The organism is Stutzerimonas balearica DSM 6083, assembly GCF_000818015.1.
Classification (GTDB): domain Bacteria; phylum Pseudomonadota; class Gammaproteobacteria; order Pseudomonadales; family Pseudomonadaceae; genus Stutzerimonas; species Stutzerimonas balearica.
This window is the reverse complement of the sequence record NZ_CP007511.1, coordinates 1196158-1217876: the sequence shown is the minus strand read 5'-3', so window position 1 is coordinate 1217876 and position 21719 is coordinate 1196158. Positions and strand designations below refer to the sequence as shown.

16 protein-coding genes are annotated in these 21719 nt (G+C 65.5%); 14 read left to right on the top strand and 2 right to left on the bottom strand.

Going from position 1 to position 21719, the window contains the following annotated elements; genetic code table 11:
• Positions 1-494 precede the first annotated feature (494 nt).
• From CL52_RS05515 to guaD, 6 genes are all read left to right on the top strand, one after another.
• Entirely contained in the window at positions 495-1577 is a 1083-nt protein-coding gene (locus CL52_RS05515; protein WP_043219010.1) for a BMP family ABC transporter substrate-binding protein, read from the top strand.
• 140 nt (positions 1578-1717) lie between these two features.
• A complete protein-coding gene (locus CL52_RS05510) occupies positions 1718-2692 on the top strand; it encodes a 2-oxoglutarate and iron-dependent oxygenase domain-containing protein (protein WP_043219009.1) in 975 nt (324 codons plus the stop codon).
• Positions 2693-2867: 175 nt separating this feature from the next.
• A complete protein-coding gene (gene xdhA / locus CL52_RS05505; protein WP_043219008.1) occupies positions 2868-4316 on the top strand; it encodes a xanthine dehydrogenase small subunit in 1449 nt (482 codons plus the stop codon).
• The gene (xdhB, locus tag CL52_RS05500; protein ID WP_043219007.1) at positions 4309-6708 is read left to right on the top strand and encodes a xanthine dehydrogenase molybdopterin binding subunit; all 2400 of its coding nucleotides are present in this window, start codon (positions 4309-4311) and stop codon (positions 6706-6708) included. Before xdhA ends, xdhB begins: the two co-directional genes overlap by 8 nt.
• A gap of 100 nt (positions 6709-6808) precedes the next feature.
• Complete coding sequence (gene xdhC / locus CL52_RS05495; RefSeq protein WP_043219005.1) at positions 6809-7657, top strand: xanthine dehydrogenase accessory protein XdhC; 849 nt, start codon at positions 6809-6811, stop codon at positions 7655-7657.
• Positions 7658-7794: 137 nt separating this feature from the next.
• A complete protein-coding gene (guaD, locus tag CL52_RS05490) occupies positions 7795-9099 on the top strand; it encodes a guanine deaminase (protein WP_043219003.1) in 1305 nt (434 codons plus the stop codon).
• A 532-nt stretch (positions 9100-9631) separates the two neighbouring features.
• Here the strand turns inward: guaD and CL52_RS05485 are convergent.
• Complete coding sequence (locus tag CL52_RS05485) at positions 9632-10375, bottom strand: GntR family transcriptional regulator (RefSeq protein ID WP_043219002.1); 744 nt, start codon at positions 10373-10375, stop codon at positions 9632-9634.
• Positions 10376-10715: 340 nt separating this feature from the next.
• On the opposite strand from CL52_RS05485, the gene CL52_RS05480 reads away from it, so the two are divergent.
• Both CL52_RS05480 and CL52_RS05475 read left to right on the top strand, forming a co-directional pair.
• Positions 10716-12062: an NCS2 family permease gene (locus CL52_RS05480; RefSeq protein ID WP_041107342.1), complete on the top strand. Its 1347-nt coding sequence runs from the start codon at positions 10716-10718 to the stop codon at positions 12060-12062.
• A 64-nt stretch (positions 12063-12126) separates the two neighbouring features.
• On the top strand, positions 12127-12753 hold the full coding sequence (locus tag CL52_RS05475; RefSeq protein ID WP_043219000.1) for a LysE family translocator: 627 nt from the start codon (positions 12127-12129) through the stop codon (positions 12751-12753).
• Between the two features lie 855 nt (positions 12754-13608).
• Here the strand turns inward: CL52_RS05475 and uraH are convergent.
• A complete protein-coding gene (uraH, locus tag CL52_RS05470) occupies positions 13609-13962 on the bottom strand; it encodes a hydroxyisourate hydrolase (RefSeq protein ID WP_041107346.1) in 354 nt (117 codons plus the stop codon).
• Between the two features lie 293 nt (positions 13963-14255).
• Here uraH and puuE point away from each other — a divergent pair, with 293 nt between their 5' ends.
• The 6 genes from puuE to CL52_RS05440 all read left to right on the top strand — a co-directional run bounded on the left by puuE (position 14256) and on the right by CL52_RS05440 (position 21695).
• Positions 14256-15185: an allantoinase PuuE gene (gene puuE / locus CL52_RS05465; RefSeq protein ID WP_041107348.1), complete on the top strand. Its 930-nt coding sequence runs from the start codon at positions 14256-14258 to the stop codon at positions 15183-15185.
• Positions 15185-15700: a 2-oxo-4-hydroxy-4-carboxy-5-ureidoimidazoline decarboxylase gene (gene uraD / locus CL52_RS05460; RefSeq protein ID WP_043218999.1), complete on the top strand. Its 516-nt coding sequence runs from the start codon at positions 15185-15187 to the stop codon at positions 15698-15700. The genes puuE and uraD overlap by 1 nt, the downstream gene beginning before the upstream one ends.
• A 65-nt stretch (positions 15701-15765) precedes the next feature.
• A complete protein-coding gene (gene alc, locus CL52_RS05455) occupies positions 15766-16761 on the top strand; it encodes an allantoicase (RefSeq protein ID WP_043218998.1) in 996 nt (331 codons plus the stop codon).
• 168 nt (positions 16762-16929) lie between these two features.
• Positions 16930-17442, top strand: a complete 513-nt coding sequence (locus CL52_RS05450; RefSeq protein WP_043218997.1) for an ureidoglycolate lyase — start codon at positions 16930-16932, stop codon at positions 17440-17442.
• A gap of 83 nt (positions 17443-17525) precedes the next feature.
• Positions 17526-18755, top strand: coding sequence for a urate hydroxylase PuuD (locus CL52_RS05445; RefSeq protein ID WP_041107354.1), 1230 nt, complete (start codon positions 17526-17528; stop codon positions 18753-18755).
• A gap of 186 nt (positions 18756-18941) precedes the next feature.
• Entirely contained in the window at positions 18942-21695 is a 2754-nt protein-coding gene (locus tag CL52_RS05440) for a cation-transporting P-type ATPase (protein WP_043218995.1), read from the top strand.
• The last annotated feature ends 24 nt before the right edge of the window (positions 21696-21719 follow it).

The following is a 21719-nucleotide window of genomic DNA, read 5'->3' as shown; positions in this document are numbered from 1 at the left end:
ATGGCCGAAGCCATCCACGCGGATGCCACATCCTGCCAAGCAGACAAGGCCTATCCGTAAACGTCCCACGTGGAAAAGCGCTTTGCGCGTTTTCCACCCTACGGGGTGGCACCCTCATGTCCGTAGGGTGGATGGCCGAAGCCATCCACGCGGATGCCACATCCGGCCAAGCAGACGAGGCCTATCCGTAAACGTCCCGCGTGGAAAAGCGCTTCGCGCGTTTTCCACCCTACGGGGTGACACGTTCATGCCCGTAGGGTGGATGGCCGAAGCCAGCCACGCGGATGCATGGCATACGCCCACCCTGCGCACCCTCCCTGGGCACGGCTGGAGCCTGACGCACCAAGGCGAACCTCTCATGCGGCGGAGGGTCCGGGGCAGTCGCCATTCCTGGCCGCGCGCCAGCGATTTTTGTCCGGTTGGTCAGCTTTTTGCTACAGCGCTCCCAGTCATAAACGAGCTTTGCCAGCAAAGCCATCAGGAGCGCCACCCCCATGCAGAAACACACCCGAAAAACCCTGTTGCGCGCCCTCGCCGCAGCCATCGGCCTGACGGCCAGCCTCAGCGCATCGGCCGCCGCCCCGCTGAAGGTTGGTTTCGTCTATATCGGCCCGATCGGCGACCATGGCTGGACCTACCAGCACGAGCAGGGCCGCCAGTACATGGAAGAAAAACTGGGCGACAAGGTACAGACCAGCTTCGTCGAGAACGTACCCGAAGGCGCCGACGCCGAGCGGGTCATCCGCAACATGGCCAAGGGCGGCTACGACCTGATCTTCACCACCTCGTTCGGCTACATGAACCCGACGATCAAGGTCGCCAAGCAATTCCCCAAGGTCACCTTCGAGCACGCCACCGGCTACAAGCAAGCGAAGAACGTCGGCACCTACCTGACCCGCTCCTATGAGGGCCGCTACGTCGGCGGCTTCCTCGCGGCGAAGATGACCAAGACCAAGAAGGTCGGCTACATCGCCTCCTTCCCGATTCCGGAAGTGATCCGCGACATCAACGCGATCCAGCTGGCGCTGGACAAGTACAACCCCGGCACCGAGATCAAGGTGGTGTGGGTCAACACCTGGTTCGATCCGGGCAAGGAAGCCGATGCCGCCAACGCGCTGATCGACCAGGGCGTGGACGTGATCTTCCAGCACACCGACAGCCCGGCACCGATCCAGGCCGCCGAGCGCCGTGGCGTCTATTCCGTCGGTTACGCCTCGGACATGCAGCACTTCGGGCCGAAGGCCGTGCTGACTTCCATCGTCAACGACTGGGGCCCGCACTACACCAAGTCCGCCGAAGCGGTAATGGCCGGCAACTGGAAATCCGAGGACTTCTGGGGCGGTCTGGCCCAGGACAGCATCAGCCTGCCGATCAGCGATCTGGTGCCCGCGGATGTGAAGTCCGAAGCCGAGCAGATCATCGCCCGCATCAAGAGCGGCGAGTTCCACCCGTTCACCGGCCCGATCAAGGACCAGGCTGGCGAAGTGCGCATCGCCGAGGGCGAAACCGCCAGCATCAAGGACCTCGCCTCGATGAATTACTACGTCGAAGGCGTGAAGGCTGAAATGCCGAAGTAAGCGTCACCTGCGCCGGTCCGGCCGGCGCACTGCGAACTCTCGCGAGCCGTCCCGCCACCTGGCGAACCGCACGCAGGGGGCATTGCCCTCGAAGGCCGCCGGTACGAGAAGACCGGCGGCGCCGTTCCCTGGAGTCATCCATGAACTCACTGCCCATCATCGACATCGCCCCGCTGTACCACGCCGACGAGGCCGGCCATCTGGCCGTTGCCGAGGCGATCGACCGCGCCTGCCGCGAGTGGGGCTTCTTCTACATCACGGGCCACCCGATCAGCGCCGCACGCATCGCCCGGCTCGACGACTACGCCCGGCGCTTCTTCGCCCTGCCCGCCGAGATCAAGCTCGAGATCGACATCACCAAGAGCCCGCACCACCGCGGCTACGGTGCCATCGCCACCGAGCAGCTCGACCCGGCCCAGCCGTGCGACCTCAAGGAAACCTTCGACATGGGTTTCCATATGCCTGCCGACCATCCCGAGGTACTGGCCGGCAAACCGCTGCGCGGGCCCAACCGGCACCCGGCCCGGCTCGACGGCTGGGCCGAGCTGATGGAAGCGCACTACCGCGACATGCAGGCGCTGGCCTGCACCTTGCTGCGCGCGCTGGCTCTGGCGCTCGGCCTCGAGCGGGACTTCTTCGATAAACGTTTCGTCGAGCCGATCAGCGTGTTCCGCATGATCCACTACCCGCCCCGGCAGACCGCCACCAGCGCCGATCAACAAGGCGCCGGCGCACACACCGACTACGGCTGCGTCACCCTGCTCCATCAGGACCAGGCCGGCGGGCTGCAGGTACGAAACGTCCGCGGCGAGTGGATCGACGCGCCGCCCATCGAGGGCACCTACGTGGTCAACATCGGCGACATGATGGCGCGCTGGAGCAACGACCGTTACAAGTCGACGCCCCATCGCGTGATCAGCCCGCTGGGCGTGGACCGCTACTCCATGCCGTTCTTCGCCGAGCCGCATCCGGATACCGAGATCAGTTGCCTGCCCGGCTGTCACGCAGCCGATAACCCGCCGCGCTACCCTGCCACCACCTGCGCGGCCTACATGCTCTCGCGCTTCGCCGATACCTATGCCTACCGTCGCCAGACGAGCGCCGAAGCGGTCTGAGCGGGCTTTACTTGAGACTGGGGACCGCTGCCTGCGGGCGTGGCGCACCGCCGTCAGGTGCGCTCGTCCGCCACATTGACTTTTGAGTCAATTTTTCTTGACCACGAAGTCAGATATGACTAAGTTCCCGGCTCAGGCGATACCCGAGCCAAGAACAAGAAAACGGAGGTCTACCTTGATCCAGTTTCTCCTCAATCGAGAACTGCGCAGCGAGCGCGCGCTCGATCCCAACACCACGGTGCTGCAGTACCTGCGCGAGCATCGTGGCAAGACCGGAACCAAGGAGGGCTGCGCCTCCGGTGACTGTGGCGCCTGTACCGTGGTGGTCGGCGAACTGGTGGGCGACCGCCTGCGCTATCGCACCCTCAACTCGTGCCTGACCTTCGTTTCCGCGCTGCACGGCAAGCAGCTAATCAGCGTCGAAGACCTCAAGGACCAGGGCCGGCTGCACAGCGTCCAGCAGGCGATGGTCGACTGCCACGGTTCGCAATGCGGCTTCTGCACGCCGGGCTTCGTCATGAGCCTGTTCGCCCTGCAGAAGAACGCCGGCGCGGTGAACGAATACGACCCGCACCAGACGCACGAAGCCCTGGCCGGCAACCTCTGTCGCTGCACCGGCTACCGGCCGATCCTCGAAGCGGCCGAGCAGGCCTGCTGCAGCAAGCAGCCGGACCAGTTCGATGCCCGCGAAGCCGAGACCATCGCCCAGCTCAAGGCCATCGCCCCGCGTGAAATGGCCGAGCTCAGCGACGGCGAAAAGCGTTGCCTGTCGCCGCTGACCGTCGCCGAACTGGCCGAGGTCTACGCCGCCAACCCCGAAGCCCGACTGCTCGCCGGCGGCACCGACCTGGCGCTGGAGGTGACCCAGTTCCATCGCGCGCTGCCGGTGATGATCCACGTCGGCCAGATCGCCGAGATGAAGCAGGTCCAGCTCACCGACCGCCATATCGAAATCGGCGCCGCCGCACCGCTGACCGACTGCTACGCAGCACTGGCCGCCGAGTACCCGGATTTCGGCGAGCTGCTGCAGCGCTTCGCCTCCTTGCAGATCCGCAACCAGGGCACGCTGGGCGGCAACATCGGCAACGCCTCGCCGATTGGCGACTCGCCGCCGCTGCTGATCGCCCTCGGCGCCGAGATCGTTCTGCGCCACGGCGCCAACGTGCGCACGCTGCCGCTCGAGGATTTCTTCATCGACTACAAGGTCACCGCACGCCAGCCCGGCGAGTTCATCGAGAAGGTGCGGGTGCCGCGCGCGACGGCGGATCGCCTGTTCCGCGCCTACAAGGTATCCAAGCGCCTGGACGACGACATTTCCGCTGTCTGTGCCGCCTTCGACCTGAAGATCGCCGACGGCGTGATCGCCGAAGCCCGCGTCGCCTTTGGCGGCATGGCGGCGATCCCCAAGCGCGCCGCGGCTTGCGAGGCGACGCTGACCGGCGCGCCGTGGAACCAGCAGACCGTGGAGGCCGCCTGCGATGCGCTGGCCGAGGACTTCACCCCGCTGACCGACTTCCGCGCCAGCCGCGAATACCGCCTGCTGGTCGCACAGAACCTGCTGCGCAAATGCTTCCTCGAACAACAAGCGCCGACGACCGAGACGAGGGTGACCGCTTATGTCTAACCACAGCCTTGCACGCACTCAAGAAGAAATCGCCGCCCTCTTCACTGCGGACCTGGTCACTGGCGTGGGCAAGAGCGTCAAGCACGACAGCGCGCCCAAGCACGTCTCCGGCGAGGCGGTGTATGTCGACGACCGCCTGGAATTCCCCAACCAGCTGCACGTCTATGCCCGCATGAGCGAGCGCGCCCATGCCCGCATCGTCGGCATCGACACCGCGCCCTGCTACCAGATTCCGGGGGTGGCCATCGCCATCACCGCGAAGGACGTGCCGGGCCAGCTGGACATTGGCGCCGTGATGCCCGGCGACCCGCTGCTGGCCGACGGCAAGGTCGAGTTCATCGGCCAGCCGGTGCTCGCCGTGGCTGCCGACAGCCTGGAAACCGCACGCCAGGCGGCCATGGCCGCGATCATCGAATATGAGGATCTGGAGCCGGTGCTCGATGTGGTCGAGGCGTTGCACAAGAAGCATTTCGTGCTGGAAAGCCACACCCACCGGCGCGGCGACTCGGCCAGCGCACTGGCGGCCGCGCCGCGCCGGCTGACCGGCTCGCTGCACATCGGCGGGCAGGAACACTTCTACCTCGAGACCCAGGTGTCCTCGGTGATGCCCACCGAAGACGGCGGCATGATCGTCTACACCTCGACGCAGAACCCCACCGAGGTGCAGAAGCTGGTGGCCGAAGTGCTCGGCGTGCCGATGAACAAGATCGTCATCGACATGCGCCGCATGGGCGGCGGTTTCGGCGGCAAGGAAACCCAGGCCGCGGGCCCGGCATGCCTGTGCGCGGTGATCGCGCGCCTCACCGGCCGGCCGACCAAGATGCGCCTGCCGCGCATGGAAGACATGACCATGACCGGCAAACGCCACCCGTTCTACGTCGAGTACGACGTCGGCTTCGACGATGACGGTCTGCTGCACGGCATCGAGATCGATCTGGCCGGTAACTGCGGCTACTCGCCGGACCTTTCCGGCTCGATCGTCGACCGCGCCATGTTCCACTCCGACAACGCCTACTACCTCGGCGACGCCACCATCAATGGCCATCGCTGCAAGACCAACCTCGCCTCGAACACCGCCTACCGCGGCTTCGGCGGCCCACAGGGCATGGTCGCCATCGAGGAGATCATGGACGCCGTGGCCCGCGAGCTGGGCAAGGACCCGCTCGAGGTGCGCAAGCGCAACTACTACGGCAAGACCGAGCGCAACGTCACCCACTACTACCAGACCGTCGAGCACAACATGCTCGAGGAGATGACCGCCGAGCTGGAAGCCAGCAGCGACTACGCCAAGCGACGCGAAGAGATCCGCGCGTTCAATGCCAGGAGCCCGGTCCTGAAGAAGGGCCTGGCGCTGACGCCGGTGAAGTTCGGCATCAGCTTCACCGCCAGCTTCCTCAACCAGGCCGGCGCGCTGGTGCACGTCTACACCGACGGCAGCATCCACCTGAACCACGGTGGCACCGAGATGGGCCAGGGCCTGAACACCAAGGTCGCCCAGGTGGTGGCCGAGGTGTTCCAGGTGGATATCGAGCGCATCCAGATCACCGCCACCAACACCGACAAGGTGCCCAACACCTCGCCGACGGCGGCCTCCAGCGGCGCCGACCTCAACGGCAAGGCGGCGCAGAACGCGGCGCAGACCATCAAGCAGCGGCTGGTGGAGTTCGCCGCACGCAAGTGGCAGATCTTCGAGGAAGACGTCGAGTTCAAGAACGGCCAGGTGCGCCTGCGTGACCAGTACATCAGCTTCGAGGAGCTGATCCAGCAGGCCTATTTCGGCCAGGTCTCGCTGTCGTCCACCGGCTTCTACCGCACGCCGAAGATCTACTACGACCGCAGTCAGGCGCGCGGGCGGCCGTTCTACTACTTCGCCTATGGCGCGGCCTGCTCGGAAGTGATCGTCGATACCCTGACCGGCGAATACAGGATGCTGCGCAGCGACATCCTGCATGACGTGGGCGCCTCGCTGAACCCGGCGATCGACATCGGCCAGGTCGAGGGCGGCTTCGTCCAGGGTCTCGGCTGGCTGACCATGGAAGAGCTGGTCTGGAACGACAAGGGCAAGCTGATGACCAACGGCCCGGCCAGCTACAAGATCCCGGCGGTGGCGGACATGCCGCTGGATCTGCGGGTCAAGCTGGTGGAGAACCGCAAGAACCCCGAAGACACCGTGTTCCACTCCAAGGCCGTGGGCGAGCCGCCATTCATGCTCGGCATTTCGGTCTGGTGCGCGATCAAGGATGCGGTGGCGAGCCTGGCAGACTACAAGGCGCAGCCGCAGATCGACGCGCCGGCGACCCCCGAACGCGTGCTCTGGGGCGTGGAGCAGATGCGCAGGTTGAAGCAGGCGGCGGTGTCCCCAACGGAGCCCGCCGTGGAAACCGCGCACTGACCCGTAGGGTGGACAACGCTCTGCTTGTCCACCACGGCCGCATTACGAATGTTCCGGTGGAAAACGCTTCGCGGTTTTCCGCCCTACGAAGAGTCAAGCCATGAGCAACCTGTCCTGGATCGAAGCACTCGCCGAGCTGCAACAAAAAGGCGAACCCAGCGTGCTGGTGACCATCATCGAGGAGCGCGGCTCCACGCCGCGCAATGCCGGCTCGAAGATGGTGGTCAGCCGTGAGCGCCTGTACGACACCATCGGTGGCGGCCACCTGGAGTACAAGGCCCAGGAGATCGCCCGCGAAATGCTGGAAAGCCGCAGCCGCGACACCCGCCTCGAGCGCTTCTCCCTCGGCGCCAGCCTCGGCCAGTGTTGCGGTGGTGCCACGGTGCTGCTGTTCGAGCCCATGGGCCAGCCGCAGGCGCATATCGCCGTGTTCGGCGCCGGGCATGTCGGGCGCGCGCTGGTGCCGCTGCTGGCCAGCCTGCCGTGCAAGGTGCGCTGGATCGATTCGCGCGATAACGAGTTCCCCGCCGAGATTCCGCGCGGCGTGGAAAAGGTGGTCAACGACGATGTGGTCGAGGAAGTGGATAACATGCCCGCCGGCAGCTACTTCATCGTCATGACCCACAACCATCAGCTCGACCTGGAACTGACCGCCGCGATCCTTTCGCGCAACGATTTCACCTACTACGGGCTGATCGGCTCCAAGAGCAAACGCGCCAGGTTCGAACACCGCCTGCGGGACCGCGGCTTCCAGCCGGAGACCGTGCAGCGCATGCGCTGCCCGATGGGCATCGCCGAGGTGAAGGGCAAGCTGCCGGTGGAGATCGCCGTGTCCATCGCCGGCGAGGTGATCGCCACCTACAACGCCAGCTTTGGTGAGAAAGCCGACGACGGTGAAAAGCCGGTACCCATGCTCGTGCCGGCATCACGGCGTTCGCAGGCAGGTTGAACCGCGACGCCGCTGTAGGAGCGAGCTTGCTCGCGAATGGCCCCCTTCGCCAGCGAGCTGGCTCCTACAGGTGAAGCCTTTGCGCATACCACGACCTGCCGCACAGCCAACACATAACGATCTTTCGAGAAATCTTCATGCCTCAAGCCAAAGCCTACCGTGCCGCCCTGCTCCACTGCCTCGCCGACCCGCGCGAGGTGGGTATCGAGCGGTCCCATGAGTACTTCGAGGACGGTCTGCTGGTCGTCGCCGACGGCAAGGTCGCGCAGATCGGCCCCGCCGCCGAGCTGCTGCCGACGCTGGCGGCCGGCACCGAGGTGGTCGAATACCCGAATGCCCTGATCACCCCCGGCTTCGTCGACACCCACATCCACTACCCGCAGACCGGCATGATCGCCTCCTATGGCGAGCAGCTGCTCGACTGGCTTGACACCTACACCTTTCCCACCGAACGCGCCTTCGCCGACAAGGCCCACGCGGGCGAGGTCGCCGAGGTCTTCCTGAACGAACTGCTGCGCAACGGCACCACCACGGCGCTGGTATTCGGCAGCGTGCACAAGGAGTCGGTGGACGCCTTCTTCGAAGCCTGCGAAAAACGCAACCTGCGGATGATCGCGGGCAAGGTGCTGATGGACCGCAACGCCCCGGACTACCTCACCGACACCGCCGAAACCGGCTACGCCGACAGCAAGGAATTGATCGAGCGCTGGCATGGCAAGGGCCGCCTGCACTACGCCGTCACCCCGCGTTTCGCGCCAACCAGCACCCCGGAGCAGCTCGCCCTGGCCGGCCAGCTGTTCAAGGAATACCCGAACCTCTACATGCACACTCACCTGTCCGAGAATCGCAAGGAAATCGAATGGGTGCGTGCGCTGTTCCCCGAGCGTAAGGGCTACCTGGATGTTTACGACCACCACGGCCTGATCGGCGCGCGCTCGGTATTCGCCCACGGCGTGCACCTGTGCGACGAGGAATGCCAGCGTCTGGGCGAGACCGGCTCGGCAGTGGCGTTCTGCCCCACCTCCAATCTGTTCCTCGGCAGCGGGCTGTTCGATCTGGAAAAGGTCGAGGGCTTCGGCGTGCGCGTCGGCCTGGGCACCGATGTCGGCGCCGGCACCAGCTTCTCGCAGCTGCAATCGCTGAACGAGGCATACAAGGTGATGCAGCTGCAGGGCAAGAAGCTCGACCCCTTCAAATCCCTGTATCTCGCCACCCTGGGCGGCGCCCGCGCGCTTTATCTGGACGATCGGATCGGCAACCTGCAGCCCGGCAAGGACGCCGACTTCGTGGTGCTCGACTACCAGGCCACGCCGCTGATCGACTACCGCCTGCGCCAGGCCAGGCCCCTGGAAGAAAAACTCTTCGCCCTGACCATCCTCGGCGACGACCGCGCGGTGAAGGAGACCTTCGCCGCCGGCGAATCGGTGCACCGCAAGGGTTAGCACGAGCCGGACGTAGGGTGGAAAACCCGCAACGCGGTTTTCCACGCGGACGCATCAGCCGGATATAGAAGCCAGACCGACCACCGAACCGCGTGGATGGCTGCGGCCATCCACCCTACGATGCCGCGCCATCGGCGGATTTGCGCCGGATGTAGGGTGGAAAACCCGCAACGCGGTTTTCCACTCGGGGGCATCAACCGGATATCGAAGCCAGACCGACCACCGAACCGCGTGGATGGCTTCGGCCATCCACCCTACGACGCCGCGCCATCGGCGGGTTTGCGCAGGATGTAGGGTGGAAAACCCGCAAAGCGGTTTTCCACGCGGGGGCATCAACCGGATATCGAAGCCTGGCCGACCACCGAACCGCGTGGATGGCTGCCGCCATCCACCCTACGATGCCGCGCCATCGGCGGATTTGCGCCGGATGTAGCGTGGAAAACCCGCAACGCCGTTTTCCACGCGGGGGCATCAACCGGATATCGAAGCCAGACCGACCACCGAACCACGTGGATGGCTGCGGCCATCCTCCCTACGCGCGGGTCTTTTTCTTCGCGACGATGTGGGAGAACACCGCGTGCAGGTCGCCCGAAGCGCCCTCTTCCTCGAGGTTGAGCTTGCTGTCGATGTGGTCCATGTGGTGCATCATCAGGCGCACCGCCTTGTCGCTGTCGCGCGCAGCGATGGCATCGATCAGCTCGTTGTGCTCGTCGTAGGAGCAGTGCGAGCGACTGCCGCCTTCGTACTGGGCGATGATCAGCGAGGTCTGTGAGACCAGGCTGCGCTGGAAGCTCACCAGCGGCGCGTTCTTCGCCGCCTCGGCCAGCTTGAGGTGGAACTCGCCGGACAGACGGATACCAGCGCCACGATCACCACGATCGAAGCAATCACGTTCGTCCTCGACCATCTGCCGCAGCTCGGCCAGTTGCTCGGTGGTGGCATGCTGCACGGCGAGCTCGGTGATGGCCTTTTCCACCAGGCGGCGAGCAAAGAAAATCTGCCGCGCCTCGTCCACACTCGGGCTGGCGACCACCGCGCCGCGATTGGGCCGCAGCAACACCACGCCCTCATGGGCCAGGCGCGACAGGGCGCGCCGGATGATGGTGCGGCTGACGCCGAAGATCTCGCCGAGCGCCTCCTCGCTGAGCTTGGTCCCCGGCGCCAGGCGCTGCTCGAGAATGGCATCGAAGATATGGGCGTAGACGATGTCGTCCTGCGTCCCGGTTCGCTTCGTGGCGCGCGTCGGCTTTTTCAGGGGCTGCAGCTGGTCATTCATCGAGGGCTCGCATCCGAGGGGTCGAGAGGTCATCACTTTACTGTGTCTGCGAACGAACCGGCAGCCGATCGAAGCGAAATTTTGTCGCAACCCTCTGTTTTGTTGTGCACAACCGCGTATGCACATTCACCCTCCACAGCCCTTGAATGGCGCTATTCACGCCAAACGAAAGGATCAATGGCCCGATATCTGTTTGCATTTTTTGTATACAACTCCATAATCGCCGAGAGCCTTTTCTGACCTCTTGGTCAACTAACCAGGAAGCGAAGGGCGCGCACGTCACCCAGCCCTCGGGAGCACCGCTCCGGGTGATCGACAACAAGAACGATGAGGAACACCCATGCAAAGCACCAAGTCGCAGCACCAGAGCGCTGCCCTGCCGCACTCGTCCCCGCGCCTGCTCGATCGCCTGTTCAAGCTCAGCGAACACGGCACCAGCGTGCGTACCGAACTGCTCGCCGGCCTGACGACCTTCGTCACCATGGCCTACATCATCTTCGTCAACCCGAACATCATGGCCGATGCCGGCGTCGATCATGGCGCCGCCTTTGTCGCCACCTGCATCGGCGCGGCGCTGGGCTGCTTTCTCATGGGGCTGTATGCCAACTGGCCGGTCGGGCTGGCGCCGGGCATGGGCCTGAATGCCTTCTTCACTTACACCGTAGTCGGCGAGATGGGCTACAGCTGGCAGATCGCGCTGGGTGCGGTGTTCATCTCCGGCGTGCTGTTCGTCTTCATGAGCCTGTCGCGGATCCGCGAATGGCTGCTCAACAGCATCCCGATGAGCCTGCGCTTCGCCATGGGCGCCGGGGTCGGCCTGTTTCTCGGGCTGATCGGCCTGAAGACCGCCGGCATCGTCGTCGACAGCCCGGCGACCCTGTTGACGCTCGGCTCCTTCGGTGAACCTTCTGCGCTGCTCGCCGGCATCTGTTTCCTGCTGATCGCCGTGCTCAGCCACCGCAACGTGTTCGGCGCGATCCTGCTGGCCATGCTGGTCGTCACCGGCATCGGCTGGGCGCTGGGGCTGGTCGAATACAACGGGCTGGTGTCGATGCCGCCGAGCCTGGCGCCGACCTGGCTGGCCATGGACATCGCCGGAGCCTTCGACGTGGCGATGATCAGCGTGATCCTGGCCTTCCTCTTCGTGAACATGTTCGACACCGCCGGCACTCTGATGGGCGTCGCCCACCGGGCCAACCTGGTAGACGAGGACGGCCGGATCCAGAACCTCTCGCGGGCACTGAAGGCCGACAGCACCTCCAGCGTGGTCGGCGCCTTCGTCGGTTGCCCGCCAGTGACCAGCTATGTGGAAAGCGCCTCGGGCGTCGCCGCCGGCGGCCGCACCGGGTTGACCGCGATCACCGTCGGCGCGCTGTTCCTCGCCGCGATGTTCTTCGCCCCGCTGGCCGGCATGATCCCCGCGTACGCCACCGCCGGCGCGCTGATCTACGTCGCCATGCTGATGATGAGCGGCATGGCCCACATCGACTGGAAGGACCATACCGATACCATCCCGGCGATCGTCACCGTGGTGATGATGCCGCTGACCTTCTCCATCGCCAACGGCATCGCCCTGGGCTTTCTCACCTATGCCACGCTGAAGCTGCTGACCGGGCAGCGCGACAAGGTATCGCTGAGCCTGTACGTGCTGTGCGTGGTGTTCATCGCCAAATTCGCGTTCCTCTGAACGAGGCGCGCATCGCCGCCCCGTCGCATTGCGGCGGGGCTTTTTCATTTGTCAGGAGGGTGTGATGAGTCTGGAAACCTGGTTGTTGTATGCGAGTGCGGCGCTGGTGGTGATCCTGATCCCCGGCCCGCTGTCGCTGTTGATGATCAGCAACAGCCTGAACTACGGGGTGCGCCGCTCATGGCCGGCGTTCCTCGGCGGGGTCACGGCCTCGATCCTCCTGCTCAGCGCCTCGGCGCTGGGCCTTGGCGCCATCCTGATGGCCTCGGAAAGGCTGTTCAGCACACTCAAGCTGATCGGTGCGCTGTACCTGTTCTACCTGGCCTGGCAGAGCTGGCAGGAGGCCCGCCAGGCGCCGGCCGCGCGGGAAATCGAACCCCCGGCCCTCGCTCCGCGTTTCAGCCGGCTGTTCGGCCGCGCGTTCATTCTCGGCGGCAGCAACCCGAAGGACATCCTCTTCTTCGCCGCCTTCCTGCCGCAGTTTCTCAGCGCCGGGCAGCCGTTGCTGCCGCAGCTGCTGGTGATGATCCTGACCTGGGCGGTGCTCGACCTCTGCTGCAAGCTGGCCTATGGCCTGGGCGCGCAAGGGGCGGCGCGCTATCTGCGCACCGGCCGCGGGCACGTGTGGTTCAACCGCACCAGCGCGGCGCTGTTTGGCGGCGCGGGGGCGGCTTCATTGATCAGCCGCTGAGGGGCGGGTGCCGAAGAGATCCGCAGGGTGGAAAATTGCATAGCGTTTTCCACCACCGGTGACGTGTAGGTTTGTGTCCGGCACGGCGCTTTCCTCGGCCCGAGCTACAGGTTGCGCCTTGCACGGCGCGTCACTTTCTCTTGTCTGGCCAAGAGAAAGTAACCAAAGAGAAGGCGACCCCGACATCCGGGTCTGGTCGCTGCGCGCCCAGACTTCCCTCACTCCGGCACCGCTCCGGGGGCACGTCACGAAGGGGCATCCCTGCCCCTTCGTGACTCGCTCGGCGTCCATGCCTCGCGTCCCCCTGCGCAACGCCTGCGTTCGGCCTCCTGAAGGGGGTTCCGATCCGAGTCGCCTGAAAGAGCAGCGGCTGGCTTCGCTTTGCTTTTTCATGCACGGCCCAGCAGGCGACACCACTCTTCCCCTTACAGACGGCCGAGTGGGGCCAGCACGCAGGGGAGCGAGCGGCATGGATGCCGCGAGAGAACTAGGCGTCCCCGCGATAAAGGGCCAGGGATGGCCCTTTACGCCGGTCCTCGGAGTGCTGGCGGAAGGAGGGAAGTCCGGGAGCGTAGCTCCCGGACCCGGATGAAGGGGCGCGCTTTCTTTTGCTTACTTTTCTTTGCGCCGGGCGGCGATCCGCGTGCAAAGAAAAGTGAGGCGCCGTGCGAGGCGCAACCTGTAGCCCGAGACGAGGAAAGCGCCTTGCCAGACACAAGCGTGCGCGCCGCCCCAGGAGCCAAACGCTGCGCGGCTTTCCATCCCCTGGTTTTTCCCGGCGACATTACTCCCCATAAAAAACCCGCCATAAGGCGGGTAAAGGGACTCCAGAGAGTCTGCACTGAAGGGAACCGGTCAGCTGCCCCGATAGGTCGAGTAGCTATAGGGGGAAATCAGCAACGGCACATGGTAATGATCCTGCCCGGCATCGATACCGAACCTGAGCACCACTTCATCGAGAAACGCCGGCTCGCCGAGTGTCACACCGCGACGGCGGTAGTAGTCCCCCGCCTGGAAATGCAGCTGGTAGACGCCCGAGCGGTAGTCATCGCCCTCGAGCAGCGGTTGGTCGCAGCGGCCGTCGGCGTTGGTCTCGCGCGTCGCCACGGCAGTCAGCTGCTGATCTTCGACGCGAAACAGCGTCACCTTGATACCACTGCCCGGACAGCCGTGAGCAGCATCGAGTACGTGAGTGGTCAGACGTCCCACGGGCACCTCCGCTTGTTTGTAATAGCCCGAGCATAGCCAAAGCGCCCGACCATACTCAAGACAATAATCGATATTTTTGTATACATAAATTACTTCCACGCCTGCCGTGCTTCCTGCTTCACTACAAGGCGAACACCACCCGCCTTACGGGCTTGATGGAAAAGCAGGCGAGGCAGGGCCGGTAGCTAAAAGACGAAATGAAGCCCTTTAGTGGTTTACAGAGCGCATTTCATTTTGTATACAATCAAGCCATCCGGTCGCACCCAAGCGACCCGCCACATAGGAACCCTGCCGTGAGCGCCGACTACCCACGCGACCTTATCGGTTACGCCAGCAACCCGCCCCACCCGCAGTGGCCGGGCGAGGCCCGTATCGCCCTGTCCTTCGTGCTCAACTACGAGGAAGGCGGCGAGCGCTGTGTGCTGCACGGGGACAAGGAATCCGAGGCCTTCCTGTCGGAGATGGTCTCCGCGCAACCGCTGCAGGGCGTGCGCCACATGAGCATGGAATCGCTCTACGAATACGGCAGCCGCGCCGGCGTCTGGCGTCTGCTCAAGCTGTTCAAGCAGCACGAGATTCCGCTGACGATCTTCGCCGTGGCCATGGCCGCGCAGCGCCACCCCGAGGTCATCAAGGCGATGGTTGCCGACGGCCACGAGATCTGCAGCCACGGTTATCGCTGGATCGACTACCAGTACATGGACGAAGCCCAGGAGCGCGAGCACATGCTCGAGGCCATCCGCATCCTCACCGAGCTGACCGGCGAGCGCCCGCTGGGCTGGTACACCGGCCGCACCAGCCCCAACACCCGGCGTCTGGTGCGCGAGGAAGGCGGCTTCCTCTACGACTCCGACACCTATGACGACGACCTGCCCTACTGGGACCCGGACTCGGCGCCGGTCAAGCCGCACCTGGTGATCCCCTACACGCTGGACACCAACGACATGCGCTTCACCCAGGTGCAGGGCTTCAACACCGGCGACGATTTCTACAGCTACCTGAAGGACGCCTTCGACGTGCTCTACGCCGAGGGCTGCGAAGGCGCGCCGAAGATGCTCTCGATCGGCATGCACTGCCGGCTGCTCGGCCGCCCGGCGCGCATGGCCGCGCTGGCCCGTTTCATCGACTACGTGAAGGGTCATGAAAAGGTCTGGTTCGCCCGCCGCGTCGACATCGCACGCCACTGGCACGCCACCCACCCCATGACCGCGGAGCGCAGCTGATGACCCCGTTCAAGACGATCAAGCCCTCGACCCTTGACCGCGACGCCTTCGTCGCCGCCTTCGCCGATGTCTACGAGCATTCGCCCTGGGTCGCCGAGACGGTCTACGGCGCCGGCGTCGACGAGACGCTGGACTATGTCGAGGTGATGCACACCCGCCTGTCCCAGGCGATGCTCGCCGCCGACCACGACACCCAGCTGAAGCTGGTCAACGCCCACCCGGATCTCGCCGGCAAGGCCGCCATCCGCGGCGAGCTGACCGCATCGAGCACCTCCGAGCAGGCCGGTGCCGGCATCCATGAATGCACACCAGAAGAGTTCGCCCGCTTCACCGAACTGAATGACGCCTACAAGGCGAAGTTCGGCTTCCCCTTCATCATGGCGGTCAAGGGCAGCAACCGGCACCAGATCCTCGCCGCGTTCGAAGAACGCATCCACAACAGCCCCGAACAGGAATTCACCCGGGCGTTGGCGGAAATCAACAAGATCGCCCTGTTCCGCCTGCAGGCGATGTAACGAGCACCAACCGCAACAAAGGCAGTAATGACAGAAACCGCTTCTCATCCAAGGCAGACGAGTCCATGAAAGCTTACGCCGTACCCTTCGAGAAATACGTCAACCTGGCCGACGCCCGCCTGGGCACCCGCGCCATTTCCGTCACTGACGACTGGTTCGCCGACGTCAACCGGCTGTTCCAGCCGACGCCGGCCGTATGGAAGGAGGGCGTGTTCGATGACAACGGCAAGTGGATGGACGGCTGGGAGTCGCGCCGCAAGCGCTTCGAAGGTTACGACCATGCGGTGATCCGCCTCGGCGTACCGGGCTGGATCAAGGGCGTGGACATCGACACCAGCCACTTCACCGGCAACTACCCGCCGTCGGCCTCGCTGGAAGCCTGCTTCGTCGCTGAAGGCGATCCGAACGACGACACCGTCTGGACCGAAGTCCTGCCGGCCGTCGAGCTCAAGGGCAACAGCCATCACTACCACGAGATCGCCTTCGACAAGCCGGTCAGCCACCTGCGCTTCAACATCTACCCGGACGGCGGCGTCGCCCGTCTGCGCGTGCACGGCATTCCGTACCGCGACTGGAGCAGCATCGGCGACAACGAGCAGATCGACCTCGCCGCCGCCCTCAACGGTGGCCGCGCGCTGGCCTGCTCCGACGAGCACTTCGGCCGCATGAGCAACATCCTCAACCCCAACCGTGGCGAGAACATGGGCGACGGCTGGGAAACCGCCCGCCGTCGCACCCCCGGCAATGACTGGGTGATCGTCGCCCTCGGCCACCCGGGCGAGATCGAGCGCATCGTCGTCGATACCCTGCACTTCAAGGGCAACTACCCGGACAGCTGCTCGATCCAGGCGGCTTACGTCAAAGGCGGCACCGACAGCCAGATCGAGACCCAGAGCCTGTTCTGGCGTGAACTGCTGCCGAGCCAGAAGCTCTCCATGCACGCCGAGCACGAGTTCGTCGAGCAGATCGCCAAGCTCGGCCCGGTGACCCACGTGCGCCTGAACATCTTCCCGGACGGCGGCGTCAGCCGGCTGCGCTTGTTCGGCAAGGTGGCGAAGTAAGGAGCGGGATCGGATCCCCTCACCCTGACCCTCTCCCCAGAGGGGAGAGGGAACTGGCGCGGCGCAGGGCTCAACCTTGTGCCCCCTCTCCCGCTTGGGGAGAGGGCCGGGGTGAGGGGGCGGCCCCGGCGAATAATGAAAAGCATCCACTAACTGAACGAGCAAACCATGCGCACCCTGACCATCGAGCCACTGACCAAGGAAGCCTTCGCCCCCTTCGGCGACGTCATCGAGACCGAAGGCAGCGAGTTCTTCATGATCAACAACGGCTCGACCCGCCGCTATCACAAGCTGGCCACGGTCGAGACGGCCGAACCCGAGGACAGGGCGATCATCAGCATCTTCAGTGCCGAAGCGCTGGAAATGCCGCTGGTCATCCGCATGCTGGAACGTCATCCGCTGGGCAGCCAGGCCTTCGTGCCGCTGCTCGGCCACCCCTTTCTGGTCGTGGTCGCGCCACTTGGCGATGCACCTGTACCGGGCCACGTCCGCGCCTTCCGCAGCAACGGCAGGCAGGGCGTCAATTACCACCGCGGCGTCTGGCACCACCCGGTGCTGACGATCGAAAAGCGGGATGAATTCCTGGTGGTCGATCGCAGCGGTTCTGGCAACAACTGCGACGAGTACTTCTTCACGGAGGATCAGCAACTCCTCCTCGACCCCCAACAGGTTTCGCGCTGAGCCCAACCGCGCGCGGTGACTCGGACCGATACCCATAAGAAGAAAGGACGGCAGCTGCAGCCGCCGTACAAGAGGTAATCAACGTGGACGCACATCTGACCGAATGGCTGAACCTGGGAATTCGCTGGATACACATGATCGTCGGCATCGCCTGGATCGGTGCCTCCTTCTATTTCGTCTGGCTGGAGAACAACCTCAACCGCAGCAATCCGCGCGAAGGGCTGTCGGGTGACCTCTGGGCCATCCACGGTGGCGGTATCTACCACCTGGAGAAATACAAGCTCGCCCCGCCGCAGATGCCGGAGAACCTGCACTGGTTCAAGTGGGAGGCCTACACCACCTGGCTGTCGGGCGTGGCCCTGCTGCTGGTGGTCTACTACCTCAACCCGAGCCTGTACCTGATCGCACCGGGCAGCGAGCTGGCGCCCGCCACTGCCGTGGCGATCGGCTTCGGCTCGCTGATCGTCGGCTGGTTCGTCTACGACCTGCTGTGCGACTCGCCGCTGGGCAAGACCCCCGCGCTGCTCGGCCTGGTGCTGTTCGTGCTGGTGATCGCCGCCTGCTGGGGCTATTCGCAGATCTTCAGCGGCCGCGCGGCCTACATCCACACCGGCGCGCTGATGGGCACCATCATGGTCGGCAACGTGTTCCGCATCATCATGCCGGCCCAGCGCGCCCTGGTCGCCGCCATCGAGCAGAATCGCACGCCCGACCCGGTGCTGCCGGCCAAGGGCCTGCTGCGCTCGCGGCACAACAACTACTTCACCCTGCCGGTGCTGTTCATCATGATCAGCAACCACTTCCCGAGCACCTACGGCAGCCAGTACAACTGGCTGATTCTCGCCGGCCTGGCCGCGCTCTCGGTGCTGGTGCGCCACTTCTTCAACACCCGCCACGAGAGCAACCGCTTCGCCTGGGCATTGCCCGCCGCCGCGGTGGGGATGATCTGCCTGGCCTTCGTCACCTCGCCGAACCGCCCGAACAGCGCGCCGAACCTGGCCGCCACCTCGCCGGAGCAGGCCAGCGTCACGGTCGAGGCCCAAGGCCAGGCGCCGAGCTTTGCCGAGGTCAACAAGGTCATCGAAGAGCGCTGCGCCGTCTGCCACTCGGCCAAGCCGAGCAGCCCGATGTTCGCCAGCGCACCGGCCGGGGTGATGTTCGACACGCCCGAGCAGATCCGCCAGCAGGCCGCGAAGATCCACGCCCAGAGCGTCGCCAGCCAGATCATGCCACTGGGCAACATCACCCAGATGACCCAGGACGAGCGTGACCTCATCGCCAGCTGGATCGCCACGGGCGCCCACATCGACTGAGCGCAAGCGCCGGGGTCACGCCCCGGCGCCTCCCTCGCAGCACCCCGCCCCCCGCCGCGTTCGTCGGCTGTTACAAATTCACCGCCTCGAAAATGCCCCCGGTTTGCCTGAAGTCAGCCATCGCCAGTCACGCTTGGCTAGGCTGGAGACGTCTGCGATCACGCCGTTGCCGCCCAGGGTGTCTCGATGAAAGACCGCTCCAGCCAGGATGCAAGCCGCGCTCCACGCACCGATTGGCACAGCCTGCCCACCGAGGAAGTCGCCCGGCGACTGGACACCGGCCCAAGCGGCCTGAGCGAGAACGAGGCGCGCGCACGCCTGCAGCGCTACGGCGCCAACCGCCTCGCCCCGCCGAAGACCCGCAGCCCGCTGATGCGCCTGCTCGCGCAGTTCCACAACATCCTGCTCTACGTGATGCTCGCCAGCTCGGTCATCACCGCGCTGCTCGAGCACTGGGTGGACGCCGCCGTGCTGCTGGCGGCCGCGGTGATCAATGCCGTGATCGGCTTCATCCAGGAAGGCAAGGCCGAAGCGGCGCTGGATGCCATTCGCGGCATGCTCTCGACCCAGGCCACCGTCATCCGTGACGGCAGCCGCCGACAGATCGACGCCGCCGAGCTGGTGCCCGGCGACCGTGTGCTACTGGCCTCCGGCGACCGCGTGCCGGCCGACCTGCGCCTGCTCACGGTCAGGGAGCTGCGTGTCGAGGAGGCGGCGCTGACCGGCGAATCGCTGCCGGTGGAAAAACACATCGAGGCGGTCGCCGCCAGCGCACCGCTCGGTGATCGCTACGACATGGCCTATTCCGGCACCCTTGTGGTGTACGGCCAAGCGACGGGCCTGGTGGTCGGCACCGGCAGCGATACCGAACTCGGCCAGATCAATCGCCTGCTGACCGACATCCGCCAACTGGCCACGCCACTGCTGCGCCAGGTCGACCGCTTCGGCCGCGTGCTGGCCTTTGTCATCCTCGCCGTCTGTGCCCTCACCTTCGCCCTCGGCACGCTCTGGCGCGGCCACGGCGCCGAGGACATGTTTCTCATGGTCGTGGCCCTGGCGGCTGCCGCCATTCCCGAAGGCCTGCCGGCGATCATGACCGTTACCCTGGCGCTCGGCGTGCAGCGCATGGCCCAGCGCAACGCCATCATCCGGCGCCTGCCGGCGGTGGAGACGCTCGGCTCGGTCACGGTGATCTGTTCGGACAAGACCGGCACCCTGACGCGCAACGAGATGACCGTGCAACGCGTCGTCTGCGCGGCGCACCGCTTCGAGGTCGGCGGCGTGGGCTACGCGCCGGTTGGCGACTGCACCCTCGACGGGCGCATCATCGACCCGGACCACTACCCGTCCCTGGCGCTGGCGATTCGCATCGGCGTGCTGTGCAACGATGCGCGGCTGCACGAACGCGACGGCCACTGGCAGGTCGACGGCGACCCCACCGAAGGCGCGCTGCTGGTGCTCGGCGGCAAGGTCGGCTTCACCCAGCACATTGCCGATGCCGCCTGGCCACGCCTCGACTCGATTCCCTTCGAGTCCCAGCACCGCTTCATGGCCAGCCAGCACCGCGACAGCGACGGCGCCTGCTGGCTGTTCGTCAAGGGCGCACCGGAACGGCTGATGGAGATGTGCGACCACCAGCTCGGTGACAGCGGCGCGCAGCCGCTCGACGCGGACTACTGGCGGCGCATGGCCACCGACATCGCCGCGCGCGGCCTGCGCCTGCTGGCCCTGGCCTGCAAGCGTGCCGAACCGGCAAGCGGGCATCTGCAGGCGAGCGATATGCACGGCGGCTTCGGCCTCGTGGCGCTGGTCGGCATCATCGACCCGCCGCGCGAGGAAGCCATTGCCGCCGTCAACGAATGCCACCGCGCCGGCATCCAGGTGAAGATGATCACCGGCGACCACGCCGAAACCGCCCGCGCGATCGGAGCGCAGCTGGACATCGGCCATGGCAGTGCGGCAATCACCGGCGCCGAGGTGGCGCTGATGGAGGACGCCGAGCTGCGTCGCGTGGTGCGCGACGTCGACGTCTTCGCCCGGGCCAGCCCCGAGCACAAGCTGCGCCTGGTCGAGGCCCTGCAGGCCAGCGGCGAAGTGGTCGCCATGACCGGCGACGGGGTCAACGATGCACCGGCGCTCAAGCGCGCCGATGTCGGCGTGGCGATGGGCCTCAAGGGCACCGAGGCGGCCAAGGAAGCCGCCGCCATGGTGCTGACCGATGACAATTTCGCCACCATCGCCGCAGCCGTGCGCGAAGGCCGCGCGGTGTACGACAACCTGAAGAAGTTCGTGCTGTTCTCGCTGCCGACCAACGGCGGCGAGGCGCTGGTGGTGATCGCCGCGATCCTCTTCGAGCTGGCGCTGCCGATGACCCCGGCACAGGTACTGTGGGTCAACCTGGTCACCTCCAGCACGCTCGGGCTGGCGCTGGCCTTCGAGCCGGCCGAACGGGGCATCATGACGCGCCCGCCCCGGCCACCGAGCGAGCCTTTGCTCAGCGGCTTCTTCGCCTGGCGCGTGGTCATGGTCTCGTTGCTGATGATGATCGGCGCGCTGGGCGTGTTCCTCTGGGAAATGCAGCGCAGCGGCGACGTGCAGACCGCACGCACCCTGGCGGTCAATGCCGTGGTGATGGCCGAGATCTTCTACCTGGTCAGCAGCCGCTCGATCTTTGCCTCGGTGCTGAATCGCCGCGGGCTGACCGCCAACCCCTACGTGCTGCTGTCGATCGCAGCGTGCCTGCCGCTGCAGCTGGCGTTCACCCACGCGCCAGCGATGCAGGCGCTGTTCGGTTCGGTCGACCTGACGCTCCTGCAGTGGCTGCAGGCGCTCGCCGCGGGGTTGCTCGTGCTGCTGGTCGCCGAGCTGGAAAAACTGGTGATCCGCCGCACGTCGCTGGGCCGTCGGCTCGGCCAGCGCCCGAACGCGGCGGACCGGTAGGCCGCTCGTACTCGACAACCGGCG

What these genes read in the sequence shown, in the direction of transcription:
- CL52_RS05515 (WP_043219010.1), top strand. Translation starts at nt 495, where the DNA reads ATGCAGAAACACACCCGAAAAACCCTGTTGCGCGCCCTCGCCGCAGCC.
- CL52_RS05510 (WP_043219009.1), top strand. Translation starts at nt 1,718, where the DNA reads ATGAACTCACTGCCCATCATCGACATCGCCCCGCTGTACCACGCCGAC.
- xdhB (WP_043219007.1), top strand. Translation starts at nt 4,309, where the DNA reads ATGTCTAACCACAGCCTTGCACGCACTCAAGAAGAAATCGCCGCCCTC.
- xdhC (WP_043219005.1), top strand. Translation starts at nt 6,809, where the DNA reads ATGAGCAACCTGTCCTGGATCGAAGCACTCGCCGAGCTGCAACAAAAA.
- guaD (WP_043219003.1), top strand. Translation starts at nt 7,795, where the DNA reads ATGCCTCAAGCCAAAGCCTACCGTGCCGCCCTGCTCCACTGCCTCGCC.
- CL52_RS05485 (WP_043219002.1), bottom strand. Translation starts at nt 10,375, where the DNA reads ATGAATGACCAGCTGCAGCCCCTGAAAAAGCCGACGCGCGCCACGAAG.
- CL52_RS05480 (WP_041107342.1), top strand. Translation starts at nt 10,716, where the DNA reads ATGCAAAGCACCAAGTCGCAGCACCAGAGCGCTGCCCTGCCGCACTCG.
- CL52_RS05475 (WP_043219000.1), top strand. Translation starts at nt 12,127, where the DNA reads ATGAGTCTGGAAACCTGGTTGTTGTATGCGAGTGCGGCGCTGGTGGTG.
- uraD (WP_043218999.1), top strand. Translation starts at nt 15,185, where the DNA reads ATGACCCCGTTCAAGACGATCAAGCCCTCGACCCTTGACCGCGACGCC.
- alc (WP_043218998.1), top strand. Translation starts at nt 15,766, where the DNA reads ATGAAAGCTTACGCCGTACCCTTCGAGAAATACGTCAACCTGGCCGAC.
- CL52_RS05450 (WP_043218997.1), top strand. Translation starts at nt 16,930, where the DNA reads ATGCGCACCCTGACCATCGAGCCACTGACCAAGGAAGCCTTCGCCCCC.
- CL52_RS05440 (WP_043218995.1), top strand. Translation starts at nt 18,942, where the DNA reads ATGAAAGACCGCTCCAGCCAGGATGCAAGCCGCGCTCCACGCACCGAT.